Consider the following 23158-nt stretch of genomic DNA (forward strand, 5'->3'; position numbering starts at 1 on the left):
GACTAATCTCAGTTTGCATGTAGGAAAGCGGCGCATTGCTCCCCTCCCCTGGTTTCAGGGGAGGGGCCGGGGGTGGGGTCAAACAACCTCCACTATGAAAAAGACAACATTCTTCCTACCACTGCTGCTCTTACTTACAGGATGCAGCACTTTTCTGGACGTTCAGCCTGTGTTGCAGGTGGACGAACAGCGGGCTATTACGTCAGCGAACACAGCCGAGGTGGCGCTGAACGGGCTGTATAACCGCCTGGGCAACGACAATTATTACGGCTCAAACTTCCCGGCTTTGTCGTATTTGTCGGGCGGCGACATTCAATGGACAGGCTCGCAGGGGGCTCCGCAGGAAATTACGGCCCGTAAGCTGACCGCCGACAATGGGTACGTATCGCAGGCATGGCAGGGTATTTACCAGACCATTCTGGCGGCCAATTACCTGCTCGAAGCCGTACCGAAGCTAACCGATCCGCTGCTGACAGATGCGCGCAAAGGCCAGATCCAGGGCGAAGCGCTGACCATTCGGGCGCTGGCCTATTTCGACCTGGCGCGGGGTTGGGGTGGCGTGCAGCTGGTGCTCAAACCAACGCATACCGCCGCCGAGAACACGGGCATTACGCGCAGTAGTCTGGCCGATACCTACGCACAGGTACTCGCCGACCTGACCGCCGCCGAACCGCTACTGACCGCTACGACCAACCGTAACCGCGTGACGCGCAAAACGGTCTGGGCCTTACGCGCACGGTATCATCTCTACCGGCAGGAATGGGAGCAGGCCGACGCTTATGCCAGCAAGATCATCGACGATGCCACTAACTACAAGCTGGTGAAGCCATACAGCGCGTTTTTTGCCAACAATGCCGTGAACACAACGGAGTCAATTTTTGAGTTGGCGTATTCCAACTCGTTCAAGAATGGACATTTCAACTGGTGGTTACCGCCTGCGTTGAGTGGTCGGCGGGAGTGGGCACCCAACGCGCAACTGGTGAGTCTGTTGACTGACCCGGCCATAGGGGGCAACCGGTCGGCGGTGATTGGGCAGACGGCTGCTCCCGGCAACCTGTGGTATGGTAAGCTGTATTACCGAACGCCCACCGGCACCGACCCGGCCTACCTGATTCGCATCGCCGAGCTATACCTGATCAGGGCCGAAGCGCGGGCGAAACTGAATAAGCCCGCCGACGCGCTGACCGACATCAATGCCGTTCGCAGCCGCGCCGACTTGACCGCCCTGACCAGCACCACAACCCCGACCACCGATGCCCTTCTACGCGCCATCGAGAACGAACGTCGGCTCGAATTCGCCTTCGAAACCGACCGTTGGTTCGACCTCATCCGCACCGGCCGCATAGCTACGGTCTTGGGCATCACCGATGCCAACAAATACGTATTCCCCATCCCAACCAGTGAAATCCTGGCCGATAAAGCCCTGACGCAGAACAAGGGGTATTAACTTACTACCCCACGGCAGCGGCCGACCGTCCCAACCCCTCCCCTGAAAACAGGGGAGGGGCTAACGCGCTGCTTTTCCATATTGACCGATTTCATCAGTCATTTAGGAAAGCGGCGCATTGCTCCCCTCCCCTGTTTTCAGGGGAGGGGCCGGGACGGTCGGCCGCTGCCGTGGGGTAAACACACAAACTATTCTTATGAAAACTCGCTTCACGTATATCGTCCTCTTTTTGGCCCTCTTTGCCGGGCAACTATCTGCACAAACGACTGGCCCAGAGAAGGGGGCCGTGGTAATCGTCGGGGGTGGCGCTATTTCGCCCGACATCTGGAACCGTTTTATCGACCTGGCGGGTGGTAAAGCCAACGCCCGGATCATTGTCATTCCTACGGCGGGTGACGATTCGACGCTGACTGCCAGTGGGCAACGTACCCAGAAGCGACTTCAGGAACTGGGCGCCGCCAACGTGACCCTGCTCCACACCCGCGACCCGAAACAGGCCAATCAGGAATCATTCGTGGCACCGATTCGGCAGGCAACGGCCGTTTGGTTTGAAGGAGGTCGGCACTGGCGGCTGGCTGACTCGTACCTCAACACGCTGGCGCATAAGGAGTTCAACGAACTGCTTGGCCGGGGCGGTGTGATTGGTGGTACCTCGGCGGGCGCTACCATTCTGGGCTCGTTCATGGTGCGGGGCGACACAAAAGGCAACAGCATCATGGTGGGCGACCATACTGAAGGACTGGCCTTCGTGAAGAACCTGACCGTCGATCAGCACGTATTGCGCCGGAATCGGCAGTTCGACCTGATCGAGGTCATTAAAGCACGGCCTGAACTGCTGGGCATCGGTATCGACGAGAGCACGGCAGTGGTGGTACAGAAGAACACGTTCGAGGTCATTGGCAGTTCACTGGTGGGCATCTACGACATCAACCAGATCAACAGCAACGCGAAGTATCCGTCGGGTCAGAATAGCAGCGGTGGACCGTTTTACTTTCTCACGAAAGGGCAAAAGTTCGATTTGCAGGCGCGCAAAGTAATCAACCAACCGGCACCTCGTCCGAACGAACCGGCGAAGTAGTGTGGGAATAGTTGGCTTCGCGAGCTAGGCCCTTCGACTAGGCCGGACCACGGCGGACCGGCCTAGTCGAAGGGCCTACAGCAAAAGCAACACAAACCTAAAACATTCAATACTTATGAGTACCTCTTTCAACGAGCCGCATCCCTCCTGGGAAGGCCGTTCAGCTACTGCTTTGCCTAATTCAGGCTGGAAATCCGCTGAAAAGGGCCTGTTTCGCTTTTTTGCGCTGTATTTTCTGATTCAGATTGTACCGCTGACCCCGTCGTTCTGGCGCGATCTGTTCAACGCCAACTGGCAGTACGGTTTTTATCAGCCGTTGTTTAAGCTGGCCAAATACACACCCAACTTCGTCGGCGACAGTGGTTCATTCCTAAACTGGATCATAGCGGCAGGGCTGGCTGGTCTGGGTACGTTCGGCTGGTCGATCTGGGAGCAAAATCGGATAGACGCAGGCAAACCCGTGCTTGACTACAACCAGTTGAACGCCTGGTTGCGCATTCTGATCCGTTACCGGCTGGCGGCTGGTCTACTGGCGTTCGGCCTTATTAAGCTGTTCCCGATTCAGGCAGCCGAACCGTCGCTGAGCCACCTGAATACACCCTACGGTGAGCTGACCGAGTGGAAAATCTTTGCGCTCACGCTGGGCGTAGTCCCCTCCTATCAGGCGTTTCTCGGACTGGTCGAAACAATCGCCGGCCTGTTGTTGCTCACCCGTCGCTCGGCTACCATTGGTGCCTTCATCACGGTGTTTTTTACGGGCAACGTCTTCATGTCGAACATCGCGTATGGCGGTGGCGACACGGTCTACAGCCTGTTCCTGATTAGCCTTGCCCTATACCTGCTGGCCTACGACGGGTTCCGACTGTATAATCTGCTGGTACTTGGCCAACCAACGGCACCCAACCGTTACCGACTCACACTTGCCGAAGGCTGGCAGCAATCGGCCCGGCTGGCGGGTAAAGCCGTAGCCGCGTTATTGATTCTCTCCTACGGACTATCGGCCTACGGGGCCTGGCGGCAGGGTGGTCATCAGTACCCGAATGTTTCGAAAAACGCCAGTCTGTCTGACGCGGCGGGCTTGTATACGGTCCGGGAGTTTCGCCTGAACGGACAGACCCGACCACCATCGCCGTCTGATTCGTTGCGCTGGCAGAACGTCGTGGTCGAAAAATGGAATACGTTCAGCATCCGTCGCCCCGGTTCAGCTTCACTGGCCAGCCTGAATGAGGAGGCCGTGAGCGGACCAGATTCGGCCCGGACGTTCGAGTGGTCGGGTCAGATCGGGCGGCATTATTACCACTACAATCCGGTAGATGGCCAATCGGGAGCTACCCAAATGCTACAACTCCGTAATCCCCAGCACCCCGCCGATACGTTCCGGTTTCACTACGAACGTCCTGAGGCAGGTACGTTGGTACTGGCCGGTATAAACGCCCAAAGCGACTCGGTTTACGCCGTGCTGGAACGGGTAGACAAGAAATACCTGCTGTACGAAGCCGCCAAAGCCGGACGTAGAAAAGGATTGACTTTGTAATCGGCGTACCATCCGGCTACCGTAGAGACGCAAGATTTAGCGTCTCTACACACGCGCCAGCAGGCCACCCTCAAAATTTCAACTAACATTCCCCATGATAACCACTCAAACACCTGCCGGGCAGCGGCCAGTAACTTTGGCTCCCCCGCCTGCCGGGCTAAAACAAAGCGGCTGGTCCAACACGGAAAAGATCGCGTTTCGGATCGCGTTCATCTTCTTCATCGCCATGGCCCTACCGAACAACGTCGGCTGGTACCGCGATGTCGTAGCTCTTGACTGGACGAACCTGCACTACCGCGACCTGTATGACATTGCCCGGTTTGGCTCCGGCCTGAGCCTGTTCGGCAATACCCTGTTTGGCAGTCCGTTGCTCGGCTATGCGCCCTGGATCATTACGCTTCTGGCGGCTATCGTCGGCGGAGCGATCTGGACCGGTATTGTAAAAATCCGCCAGTCGGAGCCAGTCAACTATAACTTACTGTACTACTGGCTTCGCGTGGTGGCGCGTTACCGGGCGGGCATCGGCATCATCGGGTTTGGCTTCACGAAACTGCTGCCAACGCAACTGCCTTACCCGTCGCTGGGCATCATGAACGCCAATTTCGGCGACCTCACGGCCCAGAAACTGTACTGGCTATCGATCGGCATTGTGCCCTGGTACGAGGTGTTCACCGGCGTAGTCGAAGTGGCGGCGGGCGTGTTCCTTTTCTTCCGCAAAACCACCTTCCTGGGCGCGGCGCTGCTGTTCGGTGCCCTGGCCGACATCGTGTATGTCAACCTCGCCTACGACGGGGGCGTGCATGTCTACAGTTCTTACTTCGTGCTGCTGGCGGCTTTTCTGATGTGGTACGACGTGCCGTTCGCCTGGAGCCTGCTGGTACGCGAACGCTTCACGGTGCCGGTTTACCATTACCCCACGTTCCCGAAAGCCTGGCAGCGCTGGACACGCTATGGCCTGAAAGCCGCTACCCTGTTTCTCTTCATTGGCGTGCTGTTCTACCTGCAAGTTGTCAATTTCATTTACGACCCCTACAAGCAACCCGCCCAGCGCGGTATTCGCGAGCTGCGCGGCAACTACGCCGTGACCGAATTCAAACTCAATGGCCAGCCCATCCCCTACAGCCAGACCGGCTCGACACGCTGGCAGGAAGCCACTTTCGAGAACTGGAGTACGCTGACGGTCAAGGTGAACCACCCTGCCAGACTCGATCTGAGCAACGGCGGCGGCGCTCCCATGCGCGACCTGAACCGGACGTTTGAAGTAACGGGCGTAGCGGGTGGCCAACGGGTCTTCTACTACGATGCCGACACCGTAAACCAGACGCTGTATTTGCAGGATAAAGTACGCCTGAATGGCCCCCGCGAGGATGCGCCCGGCGCGGGTAATCCGGGCGAGAGTGGTACCCGCCGTCGGAAAGAGCAAACAAAAAGTCCGAACGCGATTTCGGAGAAACAGTGGATTCCGGCGCAGGCACGGGCCAACATCGGCGACGAGTTTACGAAGGTGCATCCGTTGGTGCAGACTACCCGACGCCAGCGGGGCCTGATCGAAGAGAGTAAGCCTGCCGAGCGGAAACGGATGGTTCTCCGCTACCAGACAACCGATGGTTCACGCGTAGTGCTGACCGGTATCAATGAGAAGAAAGACTCGATCTACGTGGTACTAGACCGCATTGTCAGGCCCTACGCCTTAACGGAAAGCACCTTGAAAGCCGGCCGCTATGACTAAGCCGTGGCTGCTACTGCCCACCTTGCTGCTCAGTTGGCCTGACTGGAAAGCCACGCCAGTCAAGTTGCCTTTGGCCGGAACAACATCCGAGATAACCCGGAGCAAGCCCGACACCTTACCCGCCCAGTTCGGTCCAGGTACGTTCGGTTTCGGAAAACCAGCGACGGCCACACAGATCGCCCCCCTCGATATCGACGTCCGGCCCGATGGCACGGGCTTACCCGCCGGGTTGGGCACGGTAGCGACCGGCGCGGTGATTTTTGCGGCTAAGTGTTCAGCCTGTCATGGCGCTGGCGGCACGGGTGGCCCCAACGGAGCGCTGATCGTAACGCCAACATCCGCCAATAAACGGCCCGACAAGGTGATTGGCAATTACTGGCCCTATGCCACCACCGTCTTCGACTACGTGCGCCGGGCTATGCCGTTCAACCAACCCGGCTCGCTGACCAACGACGAGGTCTATGCTTTGACCGCCTTTCTGCTCCACGCCAACAAGCTCATCGACGAAAAAACCATTCTCAATGCCAAAATCCTCCCCACCATCCGCATGCCCGCCCAACCCAACTTCGTCCCCGACGACCGCACCGGCGGCCCAACGATCCGGTGAAAGGTATGCTTATCGCTGATATAGATTGATTGCTTTCACGTGGTTGCTTTCGCGTGGCCCTTCGACTACGCGAAAGCAACCTACAGCGCGAAACAACCACGCTCAACAACACAACTACAGGCTAACAACCACCAACCATTTCATCAACGAACTCAATGAACAACGACCAGAAGATCACGCGCCGCAGCCTGCTGGGCGGTGCGATGGCCGTGGCAATGGTACAAACCTCCTTTGCCAAGGGGTTGCAGATCGGTGTTCCCGATGACCCGACGAAGCAGATGGGCGTTCCGCCGGGAAAAGTGGGAACACGGTCGACCTTCGAGAAACTGGCGAAGGCACCGTCTGCTATTTCGTCGCGGTCGCCGTTGCAGGATGTCAAGGGCATGATCACCCCGTCGGACCTGCATTTCGAGCGGCATCACAACGGCGTACCGACCATCGACCCGGCCACTTACTCGTTGACGATTCACGGACTGGTCGACCGGCCAACCGTGTTTACGCTGGCCGATCTGAAACGGTTTCCGTCGGTGTCGCGCATCGCGTTTCTGGAATGTTCGGGCAACTTCCGGACGGGAAAAGAAACCATGACGCCACAGGATATTTGCGGCCTGACCAGCCAAAGCGAGTGGACCGGCGTTCGGTTGTCGACGTTGTTTCGGGAGGTGGGCGTTCGCGGGAAAGCCAGCTGGTTTCTGGCCGAAGGAGGCGATGCGGCCCTGATGACGCGAAGTATTCCCGTTCGTAAAGGTTGGGACGATGCCCTTATTGCCTACGCCCAAAACGGCGAGGCCATCCGTCCGGAACAGGGCTATCCGGTCAGGCTGTTTCTGCCGGGCTGGGAAGGGAATACCAGCGTGAAACGGCTCCGGCGAATCGAGTTGGGCGACGCGCCCTGGCACACCCGCGAAGAAACGTCAAAATATACCGAAGCGATTAAGGATAACAAGATCCGGCAGTTCAGTTTCGATATCGACGCCCGGAGCATCATCACGTTTCCAACGTACCCAGCCCAGATCGAGCGCGGCTGGATCGAGATTCGGGGGCTGGCCTGGAGCGGCCGCGGAAAGGTCCTTCGGGTCGAGGTGAGCACCGATGCGGGGAAGACGTGGCAGACGGCCGACTTACAAGATCCGGTTTTGGATAAAGCACACACCGTTTTTCGGCATCTTTGGCGGTGGAATGGCAACGAAACCCTGATCATGAGTCGGGTAACCGACGAAACGGGCTATACTCAGCCTACCTTTCGGCAACTTGTTGACGCACGAGGGCCTGATATGGGCGGTTATCACCTGAATCCGGTAACGGCCTGGCAACTGAAACCCGACGGGCGGGTATTGCACCAACCCGAAAACCTGAACGCGACCCGCTGACGGCAAGCGTAACCGATATGAATGCACCTGACAAACAATATGACGCCGTTGTTGTGGGGTCTGGCCCCAACGGACTGAGCGCGGCCATTGTGCTGGCGCGGGCCGGACTGTCGGTGGTGGTGCTCGAGGCCCGGTCTGTTATTGGCGGCGGCACCCGCTCGGCCGAGTTGACCCTGCCCGGCTTTATGCACGATATGGGATCGGCCATTCATCCGCTGGCGGCAGGCTCACCCTTATTCCAGAGTTTACCGCTGGCCGAACATGGCCTGGAATGGATCTACCCGCCCGTTGCCGCTGCCCACCCGCTCGACGGCGGGAAAGCCGCACTATTGACCGGCCCCGTTGCCGACACCGCCCGCACGCTGGGCGCCGATGAGGCAACGTACCTGAAGCTGATGGAGCCGATCGTTCAGCATTGGCCGACGCTGGCTGTCGACGTACTGGGGCCGTTACGCTTCCCGAAACACCCGATCGATCTGGCGATGTTTGGGCTTGATGCCTTACCACCGGCAACGTACCTGGCCAACCGCTTCAAAACTACCGAAGCGCGGGCGTTGCTGGCAGGCATGGCCGCTCACGCGATTCAGCCACTGACCAACCTGACCACCTCGGCCATTGCACTGGTGCTGATGGCGGCCGGTCATCAGCGGGGATGGCCTATGCCCAAAGGCGGTTCGCAGCAAATTGCCAACGCGCTGGCGTCGTATTTCCGGTCGCTGGGCGGCGAGATACAAACCGATCGAACCGTGCGCACGCTGGCCGATATTCCCAAAACGCGGGCGGCTGGTGGTCCGGTTGTGTTGTTCGATCTAACGCCAAAACAAATCCTGAGCATCGCCGGTGATCGTTTTTCGACGCTGTACCGGAAACAACTGGAAAACTACCGCTACGGCCCCGGCATCTTCAAAGTCGACTGGGCGCTCGATGGCCCCATTCCGTTCACCAACGCCGATTGCCAGCGTGCTGGCACGATTCACCTTGGCGGTACGCTCGAAGAAATCGTGATGGCCGAACAGCAGACCTACGACGGCAAACATCCTGACCGGCCGTATGTATTACTGGCTCAGCAAAGCCGCTTCGACGCCACTCGCGCCCCCGCCGGTAAACATACCGCCTGGGCCTACTGCCACGTACCCAACGGCTCGACCGTGGATATGACCGCTCAGATTGAAGGGCAGGTAGAACGCTTCGCGCCCGGCTTCCGCCAGCTGATTCTGGCCCGCCACACCATGAACACAGCGCAGGTCGAGGCCTGGAACCCCAACTACGTAGGCGGCGATATCAACGGCGGCATCATCGACGCCCGTCAACTGTTCACCCGCCCCACGATCAGCCTGACGCCCTACCGGACCTCAGAGACAGGTATGTTCATCTGCTCGTCGGCCACGCCACCGGGCGGGGGCGTTCACGGCATGTGTGGCTACCACGCCGCCCGCGTCGTCCTGCGCGACAGGTTCGGCAAAGATGTTCCGATTAACCTGACATCGTAATCCAGCGTTATGAACGGGCAGCGCCTTTTATCATCCCGTAGGGATTCAACAGCGCAGCGTCGGTAGAAAACGGCATTGTTAGACTCATCCACAGCGTGCCGTAGGTACGCAACTTGCTCGGCTGTAGCGTACCTACGGCACGCTGAGAATCAGGATGGGGCTCTCTTTTCTACCGACGCTGCGCTGTTCAGCCCCTAACGGGGCCAAAGGCTCCGCTCAGTTAACAAAAATACCCGACAGGCTCAGGGTACGTAGCGCGACACTTTTCAGCGCAAAAACCCTACAACTGCTTCACCAACTCCTTTACTTCCGCCACCGTGTAGGTATCGGGCAGGCGGTGGGTGTCGAACACCATGAAATAATGGTACTGCCGCCCGGCCTGTTCGGCCCATTTCTGGCCTAGCCGGTTCTTGGCGGCGCTATCTGAATTGTCGCGGTCGTCGCCTTTCGTTTCAAGCACGATCAGCGTTCCGTTTTCGGTGTACAGAATAAAATCGGGGTAATGGTTCGACCTGTAGCCGTTGATGGCGAAGCCTTTGGCCCGGCCCAGGTTCCGGTGCCAGAACCGGACGTTGGGCAAGGCAGCCAGTTCGCCAATGACCCGTTCTTCAAAACCGTTCATGCTGCCTTCGCGCTCATAAAGCGACTTGCCCAACGATTTGCCCAGCAAACCGGGTACGATCGTTTTCTTGAAGGTGAACCCCTGCTCGACCGAAATTTTGCCCACCACCAGCAGTTTCCTGAACTGCTCTTCGGCATGCACATCGGCCAACGCGCGGATTTTCTTCTTGATCTTGTCGCGGTAGGTGTATTCGCGTGACAGCAGATCCTTGATCCGTTCGGCGTCGAAACTGCTGAAGATACGCTCCAGATACAGCTTGATCTGCTGGTCTGGGATCGGGTACATATTGCCCACCAACTGCATCATGCGGTGAGCCATGTCTTTCACCTGCCCGGCTTTGGGCTTGCTCAGGATGTAATCGACAAAAATCTCCTTGACCTGTATGTTGTCAATTTGCAGGAAAACCGGCCGGTACTGATCGCCCTGGGTACGTTCAATATCGATTTTGTACAGGTCGGTGTCAACCGTGTCCCAGTCGATTTTGATGTCTTCGTCGGCCAGGCGAAAGCCTTTCAGCAAGACCTCCTGATTGAGCAGTACGCGTTCGCCCTGCCCGAAGAGGCCACTTGCCGGCACCTCGAAATAAAACTGCGGGAGCCTCAGCGTCTGGGCCACCGCCGCAAAATCCTGATTGATCGCTATCTTTTTCACTTTGTCGCCGAGTTCCTGGAAGAGGGGAGATGAATCAGTATCAGCCTCCTGCCGGTTGAGTTGCTGTTCTAATGCCTGATTTTTTTCAAGGGCAAGCTGGGTAATGGCTGTCAGCACGGGCGGCGTACCAACGGGTGGCTCGTCGGGCGGGGCGGCTGGGTCGAACTGGATTTTTGCCGGGTCAATGTCGTCGCTTGTCGGCTCGGTCGGTTCGGGAAACAGAAATCCTTGCAGTGCGCTGGCTGGCGTTGGCGCTGGTACAGCCTGCCCCGCCTGAGCGGGGTTGCCCGGCTGATTGTCGGTGTCGGCCCAGCGGTAATCATTCCGGCTGAAACCGGCCGATTCGAGGCCCCGGATGATGCTTTGCAGGGTGTCGTTGAACTTGGCCGAGGCCGTCAACACATACGATACGTTCAGCAGGTCGTTCTGATGGCGCATCACATATGGCTGGCGCAGGACCCGCCCCAGAATCTGCTCGATATCAACGGCCGACGACCGGTCGGCCAGCGAGGCCAGAATGTAGGCGAACGGACAGTCCCACCCTTCTTTCAGGGCATTCACCGTGATGATGTAACGTACCTGACAGGTCGGGCTCATCAGGTCGACATCCTTCAGTTCGTTGATCTCGGCGGTCTTGATCTTGATCTGCGCTTCGGGGATTTTCAGCTTCAGCAACTGCTGTTTTAGCTTCTCAAATGTTGTGTTATCGTGGCCTGCATTCGGTTGGGCCTGGAAGAGCACGATGGGCCGGATGTAGCGCCCGCCCGCTTTTTGTTCGGCTTTGGCCAGGTGTTCCAGTTGCCGTTGCAGGTTCAGCGCACTTTCGACCACCTGCGATTTTTCGTGGTGGTTATAGGCAATCACCGGCAGCTTCACCATCTGCTCTTTCTTCAGTTCAATGGCCGACACGAAGCTGACGATATTGGCATTTTTCTTCGGCGTGGCCGTCAGATCGAGCACGAACGAGGGGTTCAGGTTGCGCAGCATCTCCACGCTCAACTCGCTTTCGGCGTTGTGGCTTTCGTCGACAACCACAACGGGTGTGAGGCTGCGAATCACGTTGATCAGGGCAGTCTGGTCGGTGTCGGCCAGCCGGTGCTCGTCGGTCTCGAACTGACTGGCGAAGGAGGCCAGGGCGCCGTTTTCCTCGAAAATTTTCCGGTCTTCCTTTTTCGTGGCCCGCAGGCTGCCGAAGCTCAGTACAAAGATGCTCAACTGCTGCTGCACCACCGCCGGACTGAAATTGGCGCCCTGCAACAGGTCTTTTTTCTGGTAAACGGCCACGCGGTGGTTAAACAGGCTGTTCAGTTTCTGCCGGTACGGATGCGCCGGATTCGACAGGTTGCGCACGGTCTGATCGAGCAGGTTGCTCCAGGGCACCAGCCAGACAACGGCCCTGGGGCGGTCGCTGGCAAAGGCGTCGAAGAGCGTATGCAGCGCATGGACGGCGATAAACGTTTTGCCGCCCGCCGTGGGCACTTTCACGCAGACGTGGGGGGTGCCAGGTACGTTGTTCTGGTAGGGCCGCATGCCCGTGTTGTTGAGCGGATCATACTCGCCTACCTCATCCTGCCAATACCGATTGTAGGCCAGATCGTAGCGATGATCCCGCTGAATGTACTGTAGATAGCGGTCAAGGTCACGAATGACGCCCGCCTGATAGGGTTTCAGTTCCATTAGTGTGTTGACCCCACCCCCAGCCCCTCCCCTTAACCAAGGGGAGGGGGGCCATGCTCCGCTTATCGGCGAAGCTCCTGTAGTGCTTGCCCCTGCCCCTGCTTTTCAGGGGCAGGGGCAATGCGCTGCTCATAGGCGAAGCTACTGTAATGCTCCCCCCTCCCCTTGGTTAAGGGGAGGGGCCGGGGGTGGGGTATTAAAACCGGGAAATATCCCGGGGGATTTTCTTGAAAATGATGTGTCGCTGTTGAAGCCACTCCCTGTTGATCAGGCAGTTGTCGGCGTAGATAACGTACTGTTCGGCTCGGGTCTGCACGGTGGCCAGGAAGTCGTAATCGAGCGTGGTTAGCTCGTCGGGTTCGTAGTAGAAGTAGTAGGCCGTTTCGTAGCGTCGGCCCAGAAAGTGCGGCGTCTCGGCTGGTTTAGCGTCGTCGGGCTGGCTTGCGTCTGGTTGCGGCAACGCCGTTCGTGTCTCCGAATACCAGACGTATTCGCGGATTCGGTCGAGGGGCAGGTCGTCGTTGAGCAGGCCGTCGTCGGTAAACAGGGCCTGACCGAGTTCGTAATACGTGAACCCGCCGCCCGTACCTTCCTTATCGCCGTATCCGTCGATCACGCGGCGAACCCGTTCGGCGGTGATGGTTTCGGCGTAGTCTTCCATTTCAACCAGAATAAACTGCCGGTTGCCACCATCCTGCTTGTTGAGATTCAACACCGCATGAGCCGTCGTACCAGAACCCGCGAAACTGTCGAGAATAATGTCGTTGGGGCCGGAAGCGATCTGGAGAATGCGCTCGATTAAGCGAGTTGGCTTTGGTGTATTAAATAAATCTGATTCGGAATTAGCAAAAATACTTCTTAGCTCAACCTTTGCATCTGCATTTTGCCCTGCCTCCGTATAAGGCCACCAAGTAGTTGGAACAACCCCTTGTTTAGCTTCTGATAGGTATTTTTTTATTCTAGGAACACTATTTCCATCTCGGCCCCAATAAACCCTTCCATCTTGATTTAAGTCATCAAAATTTTCTTTAGAAACTCTCCAATACGTTCCTTTTGGAGGAAAGTGACTTTTACCAGCTGGAGATACTATTTCGTAGGCTCCAAGGCTGTAAAAGTTCCTAGCCTGAATTGCGTTAGTAGTCCAAGCTCCTCTTAAATCGTTATCTGGATTAGTATAAGTATCATCAAGCTCTTCGGACCGAGGCAATAGTTTTCTTTCCCATTTTGGCAGCTGTTTTGCGTACAAAACAATATTTTCATGCATATCGGAAAGATATTTTGCGGAGTTCTTAACTGTGTAGATTTTTTGCCATACTATGTTCGAAACAAAATTTCCACCTCCCCAAATCTCATCCATCATCAGCTTTAAACTAGCCTGCTCATTATCGTCGATGGAAACGAAAATGGCTCCGTCATCAGCGAGAAGGCGGTGAAGCAGTTGCAGGCGGGGATACATCATGCACAGCCATTTGTCGTGACGGCTGAGGTCTTCGCTTTCCTTGCCCACGACCTTGCCGAGCCAGCGTTTCAGTTTCGGGTCGCTGACGTTATCGTTATACACCCAGCCTTCGTTACCGGTATTGTACGGAGGATCGATGTAAATGCATTTTACACGGCCTTCGTAATACGGCAACAGCGCTTTCAGTGCCTCCAGATTATCGCCGTGAATGATCCGGTTGTTAGGCACACGGTTAGGTGAGTCGGCTGCTCCGTAGGTGTACTGCGCATCGAGCACCCGAAACGGTACGTCGTGATGATGGTTGATTACTTTATCTTTCCCTATCCAGGTAAGTGTGGGCATTATGAGCGTCGGGGATGCAGGTGAGTGCCCCGAGGCTCAATAGGGGGCAAAAAAAAACGGGTACGCTGGCCTCCGCTGCCCACATCACGTCTCAGGAAGGCACGGCCAAGCGCCCAGCGAGGGTTAAATGCAGAAACAGCAAAGGGGCGCACCCTTTCGAGTGCGTCCGCTTTACTATTTCCTCCCTCGCTAAAAATTTGGCCGTTTTTCCTGAGGGGAAATTGTAAGCAACGCTATGTCTTTATGTCAGAATGACTTGTCTTTTTTGCTCGATTTTTCGATTGATTATAGCCAGCAAGATAGTCCGGTAAGTCGACTCGGGCAAGTCTGGAACGGGTTTGTATAGGGCAAACGCATGAAGAAGCGTATTGCCTGTCTTACTCAGAATGGCGGAACAACTTTCGGTTAAACGTTTGTGAAGGGCAAATGCATGAAGAAGCGTATTGCCGCGCCGGTCTGCCGCCCGCCGAATCGCTCGCCGGGCTTTCTCATAAAAATCGGAGGGGTGCTTTATCGGCCCATCGGGCCATAACACCGGTAGAAAACGGTCGGGGCAGCAGCCAGTTTACGTCCCGTCAGGGACACAACATTGGTTTTAGCTCGCTGATATACCCATGTTGTGTCCCTGACGGGACGTTCGTTTATTGACCTGTTACCTTCTCTACCGGTGTTATGGCCCGATGGGCCGATGAAGTACCCCTCCGATTTTTATGAGAAAGCACTGATGGTGCAGGGCCTACAGCGCGACGCTTTACCACTCTTCACAATCTAATCCATAGACGGTTACAGCAGCGCTTTTGTCCTCCCGACGACAGGAGAGATCTTAGCTAATAGTAGCAATTGTCAGCGTCTACCAAAGATCTCTCCTGTCGTCGGGAGGACAAAAGCGCTGCCTGTTTTGCGGTAGTCAATCAATTAAACTGGTTATGCACTACGCTCTCCCTGGAGTGTATTCTTCCTCACCCTATCGATAAATCCATAAACCAATATCCTCGGCCCCCACCCCACTGCCTGACAATGAATCGCTTAGTACAGCTAGTCAATTGAAATGATAGAATACTCCCTAAACCCGATAGACTATTGCAATAATTAATTGATAATCATTTAGTTAACTTTTCTTTTAGAAATCATTTTTCCTCCTCAACTTTGCCGCGTTGCTTTCACGTCAGGTCAATCTGCCTACAGGTAGTTAGCCGATGCCGACCTAAAGCAATCCTTTTTTTGGCTCAATTATTCTATTTAGTATATAGACTTTAAGTATTAATGGCTTGCCTTCACTCCGAAGTACCTGTTGTATTTCCGCGCCCTTCCGCCTGAAAACCAACCGTCCATTACCTGCCCAAAACGTAGGTCTCCATTCAAATTAATTTCTGACAATACACCTGATAATGAGACATTTTTTAGTAACTGTTTTACAGATTAGCCTCCTGCTTCTACCCTTTTGGTCAGCAGCACAAAACACACCGATTATTAATGCGACCGTATCGGGCCGGATCATCGATGCCCGTACCGAGCGGCCCCTGATTGGCGCGGCGGTGGTTATTAAAGGTACCACCAACGGATCATCCGCCAGAGAAGATGGTCGCTTTACGCTCCTGACGGGTCAAAAACTACCATTCACACTCACGGTCTCCTTTATTGGTTACAAGACGACCGATGTTGTTATCAACGAGAATAATGTAGAGATCAGACTGGAAGAGGGCGCCAATGAACTGGCCGATGTTGTCATTACCTCGCGCCGTCGGCAGGAATCAGCCCAGAACGTACCCATCCCGATTTCGGTGCTGCGGGGCGCGCTGGTCGAAGATGCCGGGGCCTTCAACGTCAACCGATTGAAAGAGCTGGTGCCTTCGGTACAACTTTATTCGTCGAACGCCCGCAATACGACACTCAACATCCGGGGCCTGGGCTCCACGTTCGGCCTGACCAACGACGGTATCGATCCGGGCGTGGGTTTCTACGTCGACGGTGTGTATTACGCCCGTCCCGCCGCTACAGCCCTCGACTTCGTCGACATCGATCAGATCGAGGTGTTGCGTGGGCCGCAGGGAACGCTGTTTGGCAAAAACACAACGGCGGGTGCGTTTAACATCACCACCCGCCCCGCCAGTTTCCAGCCGGGAGCTACCTTCGAGGTGAGCTACGGGAACTACAACTACATGCAGGCCAAGGCCTCTGTAACGGGTCCGTTGACCAGGAATCTGGCGGCCCGCGTGTCGTTCTCCGGTACCCAGCGCAATGGTCTGATCTACAATGTACGTACCCAGCAGCCGGTCAATAGCCTCAACAACCTCGGTGTTCGGGGGCAGTTACTGTATACCCCCAGCGATAATGTGAAGCTGACACTGGCGGGCGACATGTCTGACCAGAAACCCATTGGTTATGCCGTTATCTATGCCGGGGTAGTACCCACGCAGCGGCCCGCTTACCGTCAGTTCAACGCCATTATTGCTGATCTGGGCTACAAGCTGCCGTCAACAAACCCCTTCGACCGGATTACGGATCAGGATACCCCTTCGCGGGCAAACAACACCCTGGGCGGGGTATCGCTCAACGCCGACATCAAACTTGGCGGCGGTACGCTGACGTCGACATCGGCCTGGCGCTACTGGAAATGGGATCCGCTCAACGACCGGGATTATATCGGACTACCCGTATTCACCATTTCGGCGGGCAACTCCAAGCATGATCAGTATTCGCAGGAAATTCGTTACGCCGGCAACGTGTCATCGCGGGTGAGCGGCGTTGTGGGCGCGTTCTACCTCTACCAGGACTTACAGTCAGACCCCGTACAAACGGAAGAAGCCGGTTCGGCTCAGTGGCGGTTTGCCCAAAGCTCAACCAGCGCCCTGTGGAAAACACCCGGTCTGTTCGACAACTTCGGCATCCGGACAACCAACCGTATCCGCAGCACCAGTGCCGCCCTATTCGCGCAGGCAGACTGGGCCATTACCGACAAGCTACGCTTTCTGCCCGGCCTTCGCTATAACTACGACCGGAAAATCGCCAACTACAAACGCGAGACCTATGGCGGATTGCAAACGACCGACGCCGCGCTGATCGCGCTTAAAAACGCCGTGTATACCAACCAGGCATTCGATGCCGACGTAGACGAAACCAACCTGTCGGGTCAACTGACGCTGCAATACAAAGCCAGCGACCGACTCAACGCCTTTGCCACGTACTCGACCGCTTATAAGCCCATCGGGATCAATATCGGCGGGTTACCGACGGCCAACGGACAGGTATTGACCGACCTGGCCCGGGTGAATCCCGAATTTGTGACGCATTACGAAGTTGGCATCAAAACCAAGCCAACGCCGAATTCGGTGCTGAATCTGGTGGTACACAACAGCGACATCAAAGATTACCAGACGCAGGTACAAACGCCTGAACCGGGTGTGAACCGGGGTTACCTGGCCAACGCGGAGAAAGTACGGGTTTGGGGCATAGAACTGGACGGTAATCTGCGGGTGAGCAACGCGTTCTCGCTCTACGGCGCACTGGCTTACACCGATGCGAAGTACGTCTCGTTCAAAAATGCACCGGTGCCGCTCGAAGAAACGGGTGCCGCGCAGGCGTTCAAGGATGTGTCGGGTGGCGCCCTGCCGGGCGTGTCGAAATGGGCGGGTTCGCTGGGTGGTGAAGTGAGTGGTTCCGGGAAATTCCTGTCGCAGGAAGGCCGGTATTTCTTTGCAGCCGACGCTTATTCCCGCTCGTCGTTCTCGTCGAGTCCGTCGCCGTCGCAGTACCTCAACATCGATGGCTATACGCTGGTAAACGCCCGCGTTGGTTTCCGGGCGTCTAACGGCACATCGGTCTTCCTGTGGAGCCGCAACCTGCTAAACCAGAACTACTTCGAGCAATTGTTGGCCGCTCCCGGAAACGCCGGCCAGTATGGTGCCGTGCTTGGCGACCCACGTACCTACGGCGTCACGTTGCGCTATTCGTTCTAAGTGGCGTGACTGTGGATAGTTAGTATTTTGCTTCGCGTGCGGTAGGTTGCTTCGCGCTTGTGGCCCTTCGACCGCAGCGCGAAGCAACCTACCGCACGCGAAGCAATATTCAACCTACCGCACGGAGCAAGATTTTTATCGTTGTCGCTCGCCTGTGGCGAGTGGCCCATAACTTGGGGGCCTCTGGCCCGGTGCTCAAATGATGCCAACTGTTCACCGTCGACCGGTCTATAAGTTACCAACGGGCCGGAGGCCCTACTGTTAATCGTCACTCGCCACAGGCAAGCGACAGCGATAAACGAGAGTTGGCTGATAACGACTATATTGCCGGTATACTACTTACTCAACCGATTACCTATGCAACACCCTCTACTGACCGCTCGGCCAGTTGTGCGGCCCAACTGGCGCTGGCTTTACCTCTTCATTTTCCTCTTCACCCTGTCGGCTGCCTCGGCGCAGTCGGTCGTGACCGGCACCGTCACCGACGCCCTATCCAATGAAGTGCTGGCCGGGGCTACGGTTCAGATCAAAGGCACCACGATTGGAACGACTACTGATGCGCAGGGAGCCTACAAGATCAACGTACCTGGCAACGGGCCAGCCGCTACACTGGTAATTTCCTTCATCGGCTACCAACCCCTTGAACAGGTCATCGGCAGCCGAACGGTGATCGACGTGAAGCTGACCAGCTCCGACAATGCGCTGGGCGAAGTGGTGGTGGTTGGTTATGGGGTGCAGAACCGCCGCGACATCACCACGGCTATTGGCTCCGTTCGGGCGCAGGACATTGCCAACCAGCCCGTATCCAGTTTCGACCAGGCGCTGGCGGCTAAGATTGCCGGGGTGCAGGTAACCCAGACGTCAGGCGCGCCGGGAGCCGCCCTTCAGGTACGTGTTCGGGGTACCGGCTCGATCAGCGCGGGCCTCGATCCGCTGTATGTGATCGACGGCATTCCCCTCTCGCGCGACACGAAATTTGCGACGGGCAGTACCAGCACCCAGTTTCCTGACAACCCGATCAACGTACTGAGCACGCTTAACACCGATGACATCGAGCGCATTGAGGTGTTGAAAGACGCATCGGCCGCGGCGATTTACGGGTCGCGGGGGTCCAACGGCGTGGTGCTGCTGACTACCAAACGCGGCAAAGAGGGCAAGACCATTATCAGTTACGACTCCTACGTCGGTTTTCAGCAGGTGACCAAAAAGCTCGATCTGCTCAATGCTTACGAATATGCAACCCTGAACGCCGAAGGAAAAAACACGGCCTACCTCGATCGTAACCCCGCCGGGAAACCCACCGACTCGAACGATATTCGGAACAGCAACGCCGCCTGGGGCGCACCCAGCACGCTCATTCCCCCTCAGGTTACCCCCTATCTGACGGGGCAGGCCGGCCTGACGAATACCGACTGGCAGGATCAGATTTTCCGGACGGCACCGGTGCAGAACCATACGGTCTCGATTTCCGGTGGCAATCCGAACGTCAAGTATTACGTGTCGGGCAACTATATGGATCAGCAGGGAACAGTCATCAATTCGGGCTTCAAACGCTACAGCGCCCGGGCCAATCTGGATATCAAGAGCGGTCGGCTGTCGGTGGGGGTCAACCTGAATCCGACGTTTGCGCACCACGACCTGATCAAAGCAGAAGGTCCGTATCTGGCCGATGGCGTAATTGGCCTGGCCTTACAGATTGCCCCGATCTGGCCCGTTTACAACGCCAACGGCTCATACAACTTCGACGCCAACGGCTGGGGCTACGGTGCTACATCGATTCTGAATCCGGTGGCCGTGGCGAAGGAAATAAGCGACAAACTGGATCAGATCCGGCTGCTCGGCAATGCCTATGCCCAGTATGATATTGCCAAGGGGCTGTCGTACCGGCTCAACATCGGGGCCGACCTGAACAATTTCCAGCGCGATTACTACCGCCCGTCGACCGTTGAAATTCGCGACCGGAAAGGCCCGTCGATTCCAACCGGCTTTTCACGTACCCAGAATTACGTCGACTGGCTGATCGAGCATACGCTGAACTATACGCGCACGATCGGTCAGCATAACCTGTCGGCGCTGGCGGGGTTCACCTCGCAGAAAGACCGCCGGACGGCCAGCGAACTATCAGCCACTAATTTCCCCAACGACCTGGTACAGACCCTGAATGCGGGGCAGGTTACGGGTGGCAGTTCCGACATTCAGGAATGGTCGCTGCTCTCGTACCTGGCGCGTGTTCAGTACGATTACGATGGTCGGTATCTGCTGTCGGCTGCCATCCGGGCCGATGGCTCGTCGCGATTCGGGGCGGCCAATCGCTGGGGGTACTTTCCGAGCGTGTCGGCGGGCTGGAACATTGCGCAGGAGCCTTTCCTGAAATCTTCGACCTGGCTGAGCGACCTGAAACTGCGCGGAAGCTTCGGCCTGACGGGTAATTTCCAGATTCCCAACTACGGATCGGTCAGTTTGCTCAACTACCAGAACTATGTGCTTGGTCCCGAAACGATCGTGAGCGGCCTGGCGCCCGGCAACTCGGCCAACGACAAGCTGAAGTGGGAAAAAACGGCCATGCTCGATATCGGGTTCGATGCCAGTTTCTTCCGCAACCGCCTCACGCTGACGGTCGACTATTACAACGCCAACACGTCTGACCTGCTGCTGAACGTACCTGTGCCACGTACCTCAGGTTTCAGCACGGAGCTGCAGAACATTGGGAAAGTAAACAACCGGGGCTTCGAATTCACGCTGGGGACGCAGCAGACCTTCGGGCGATTTGGCTGGACGGCCAGCGCCAATCTGGCCACCAACCGCAACGAAGTGAAGGCACTGGGTGCATCGGGTGATCCGATCATCGTATCGGGTGGGGTTGCCGGGGCGCAGTTCATCACCCGCATTGGCGAGCCGATCGGCCAGTACTGGACCATGCAATACGACGGCGTATTCAAGAACCAGGCCGAGGTTGACGCCTACCCACACACCGCTACCACGAAGCCCGGCGACTTCCGGTTCATCGACACCAACGGCGATAAGAAGATCGACTTCAGCAGCGACCGCACCGTGACCGGCAGTTATTTTCCGAAGTATACATTCGGCTTCACCAACCGCTTCACTTTTCAGGGTTTCGATCTGGGCGTGACGGTGCAGGGTGTGCAGGGGAACAAGATCATGAACCTGATCCGGCGCTACCTCTACAACTCCGAAGGCAACGGCAACCAGTTCCGGGGCGCGCTCGACCGCTGGCAGTCGGCCGATAATCCGGGGAATGGCCTGGTCAACCGCGCAAACCGGCTATCAACGGGGTCGAACGGCGAAATATCGACCTGGCATATCGAAAACGGCTCGTACGTCAGGATCAGGACGCTCTCGTTGGGGTACTCCCTGCCCACCGCCTTGTTGCAGCGCCTGCACCTGAACCGGGCGAGAATTTACGTCAGCGCACAAAATCCGTTCACGTTTACGAAGTACAGCGGCTATAACCCGGAAGTGAGCAGCCGCCCCGACAACGCCCTGTCGCAGGGTGAAGATTATGGCACGTACCCACTGGCTAAAACCACCTCGATCGGCCTTAACCTCAGCTTCTAGATCCACCCAACGATATGAACAAGGAAACACAGTCTATTCGGCAATCAGTCTTTCGTCCATCGCTGCACAAAACCGTCGCTCTTTCTCTGCTGATCATAGGCCTTTCCGCCTGTCAGCAGGGATTTCTTGATCTGAAACCGCTGTCGCAGCCGAACGTCGACAACTTTTACAAGACCGCCAACGACTTTGGCAACGCCGTGAACGGGGCCTACGATGTGCTGCAATCGGCCAACCAGTATGGCGGTGACTTCAACACGTTGCTCGAAGCCCGGAGCGATAATGTGCTCGACAATGACCCATCGTCGAACGCTGGCCTTCGCTACAACATCGACCGGTTTATCGAGCCAACCACCAACTCGATCCTGCGCGATACCTGGGGCAGTCTGTACACCGGCATCAACCGAACTAACCTGATTCTGGACAAGATAGACGGGGTAGCCTTCGACAATACGCTGAAGAACCGGTACAAGGGTGAAGCTCAGTTTATTCGCGCCCTCTCGTATTTCAATCTGGTCAGGTTGTGGGGGAAAGTGCCGCTGGTGCTCAAGGCTGGGTCCACGACAGACTCGCGTTCGTACGTCCGCAACGAGGTAGCCGACGTGTATGCGGCCATTGAAAAAGACCTGACCGACGCGGCGGCGAATCTGCCCGCCAGTTATACGGGCGCCGATGTAGGCCGGGCCACGTCGGGCGCGGCAAAAGGATTACTGGGCAAGGTGCTCGTCACCGAAAAGAAGTTTAGCCAGGCCGTTACGGTGTTGCGCGAGGTCATCAGCACAGGTACGTATCGCCTGTTGCCAAACGTGGCCGATGTGTTCGCCGTCGCCAATAAAAACAACGCCGAAATTGTGTTTGCGGTGAAGTTCAAGAAGGGCGTCGGCGGTGCCTTACCCGAGGGCCACGCCCTTTGGTATGGCACCAACATCGGTGACAACATCGAGGCATCACTCCGGGCGGCGTATCCGACGGGCGATGCGCGCAGGGCCCTGACGGTGCAGATTCCCGTGCCGAGCAACGTCAACGTGGTGCCCCGTAAGTTCTATGACGAGTTCTCGGCCGTCAACGACGTAGGCAACGATTTTCCGGTGCTCCGTTACGCCGATGTACTCCTGTTGTATGCCGAGGCGTTGGCAGAGTCAGCGATTCAGTTCAGCCCGGACGCGCTTACGGCGTTGAACCAGGTACGTTCGCGGGCGGGCGCACCAGTGTATACGGAGGCTCAGTTGGCTACCCAGGCCGCCTTCCGCGAAGCGATCATCAACGAACGTCGACTCGAGCTGGCGCTGGAAAATGACCGCTGGTTTGACCTGATCCGCACCGGAAAGGCGGTAGATGCGTTGAAAGTAACCGGCATCACGGTACCCGCGAACCGGCTTATCTACCCCGTTCCCCAATCGGAAATCGATACCTATAACAATCCAACAACGTTTGCCCAGAATCCAGGTTATTGAGTTACGTGACTGATAACATGATTGCTTTCGCGTACTGCTTCGCGGTGTGTGGCTTCGCGCTGCGTGCCCTTCGACCGCAGCGCGAAGCCACACACCGCGAAGCAGTACGCGAAAACCGATTCGTCAAACCACGGTACTTATCTATCTAATCGTCAGCAAACAAAACCAA

12 protein-coding genes are annotated in these 23158 nt (G+C 56.7%); 10 read left to right on the forward strand and 2 right to left on the reverse strand.

What is annotated here, in order from left to right; all coding sequences use genetic code 11:
- The first annotated feature begins 94 nt into the window (after positions 1–94).
- The 7 genes from ACAW75_RS06615 to ACAW75_RS06645 all read left to right on the forward strand — a co-directional run bounded on the left by ACAW75_RS06615 (position 95) and on the right by ACAW75_RS06645 (position 9255).
- Positions 95–1447, forward strand: a complete 1353-nt coding sequence (locus ACAW75_RS06615) for a RagB/SusD family nutrient uptake outer membrane protein (protein WP_370727897.1) — start codon at positions 95–97, stop codon at positions 1445–1447.
- Positions 1448–1643: 196 nt separating this feature from the next.
- Complete coding sequence (locus tag ACAW75_RS06620; protein ID WP_370727898.1) at positions 1644–2525, forward strand: cyanophycinase; 882 nt, start codon at positions 1644–1646, stop codon at positions 2523–2525.
- 115 nt (positions 2526–2640) lie between these two features.
- Positions 2641–4059: a DoxX family protein gene (locus ACAW75_RS06625; protein WP_370727899.1), complete on the forward strand. Its 1419-nt coding sequence runs from the start codon at positions 2641–2643 to the stop codon at positions 4057–4059.
- Positions 4060–4153: 94 nt separating this feature from the next.
- Complete coding sequence (locus tag ACAW75_RS06630) at positions 4154–5788, forward strand: hypothetical protein (RefSeq protein WP_370727900.1); 1635 nt, start codon at positions 4154–4156, stop codon at positions 5786–5788.
- Positions 5781–6395 carry a c-type cytochrome gene (locus ACAW75_RS06635; RefSeq protein ID WP_370727901.1) on the forward strand — a complete coding sequence of 205 codons (615 nt, stop codon included), beginning with the start codon at positions 5781–5783 and terminating at the stop codon, positions 6393–6395. The genes ACAW75_RS06630 and ACAW75_RS06635 overlap by 8 nt, the downstream gene beginning before the upstream one ends.
- Positions 6396–6550: 155 nt before the next feature.
- Complete coding sequence (gene soxC / locus ACAW75_RS06640; RefSeq protein WP_370727902.1) at positions 6551–7765, forward strand: sulfite dehydrogenase; 1215 nt, start codon at positions 6551–6553, stop codon at positions 7763–7765.
- Positions 7766–7782: 17 nt separating this feature from the next.
- Positions 7783–9255 (forward strand): phytoene desaturase family protein, encoded by a 1473-nt coding sequence (locus ACAW75_RS06645; protein ID WP_370727903.1) that lies wholly within the window; start codon positions 7783–7785, stop codon positions 9253–9255.
- Between the two features lie 280 nt (positions 9256–9535).
- On the opposite strand, the gene ACAW75_RS06650 is transcribed toward ACAW75_RS06645, so the two are convergent.
- On the reverse strand, positions 9536–12205 hold the full coding sequence (locus ACAW75_RS06650) for a DEAD/DEAH box helicase (protein WP_370727904.1): 2670 nt from the start codon (positions 12203–12205) through the stop codon (positions 9536–9538).
- A gap of 196 nt (positions 12206–12401) precedes the next feature.
- Complete coding sequence (locus ACAW75_RS06655; protein WP_370727905.1) at positions 12402–14006, reverse strand: site-specific DNA-methyltransferase; 1605 nt, start codon at positions 14004–14006, stop codon at positions 12402–12404.
- 1388 nt (positions 14007–15394) lie between these two features.
- On the opposite strand from ACAW75_RS06655, the gene ACAW75_RS06660 reads away from it, so the two are divergent.
- The 3 genes from ACAW75_RS06660 to ACAW75_RS06670 all read left to right on the forward strand — a co-directional run bounded on the left by ACAW75_RS06660 (position 15395) and on the right by ACAW75_RS06670 (position 22989).
- On the forward strand, positions 15395–17962 hold the full coding sequence (locus tag ACAW75_RS06660) for a TonB-dependent receptor (RefSeq protein WP_370727906.1): 2568 nt from the start codon (positions 15395–15397) through the stop codon (positions 17960–17962).
- A gap of 357 nt (positions 17963–18319) precedes the next feature.
- Positions 18320–21538, forward strand: coding sequence for a SusC/RagA family TonB-linked outer membrane protein (locus ACAW75_RS06665; RefSeq protein ID WP_370727907.1), 3219 nt, complete (start codon positions 18320–18322; stop codon positions 21536–21538).
- Positions 21539–21552: 14 nt separating this feature from the next.
- Positions 21553–22989, forward strand: a complete 1437-nt coding sequence (locus ACAW75_RS06670; RefSeq protein ID WP_370727908.1) for a RagB/SusD family nutrient uptake outer membrane protein — start codon at positions 21553–21555, stop codon at positions 22987–22989.
- The last annotated feature ends 169 nt before the right edge of the window (positions 22990–23158 follow it).

Source organism: Fibrella arboris (genome assembly GCF_041321095.1).
Lineage (GTDB): Bacteria > Bacteroidota > Bacteroidia > Cytophagales > Spirosomataceae > Fibrella > Fibrella arboris.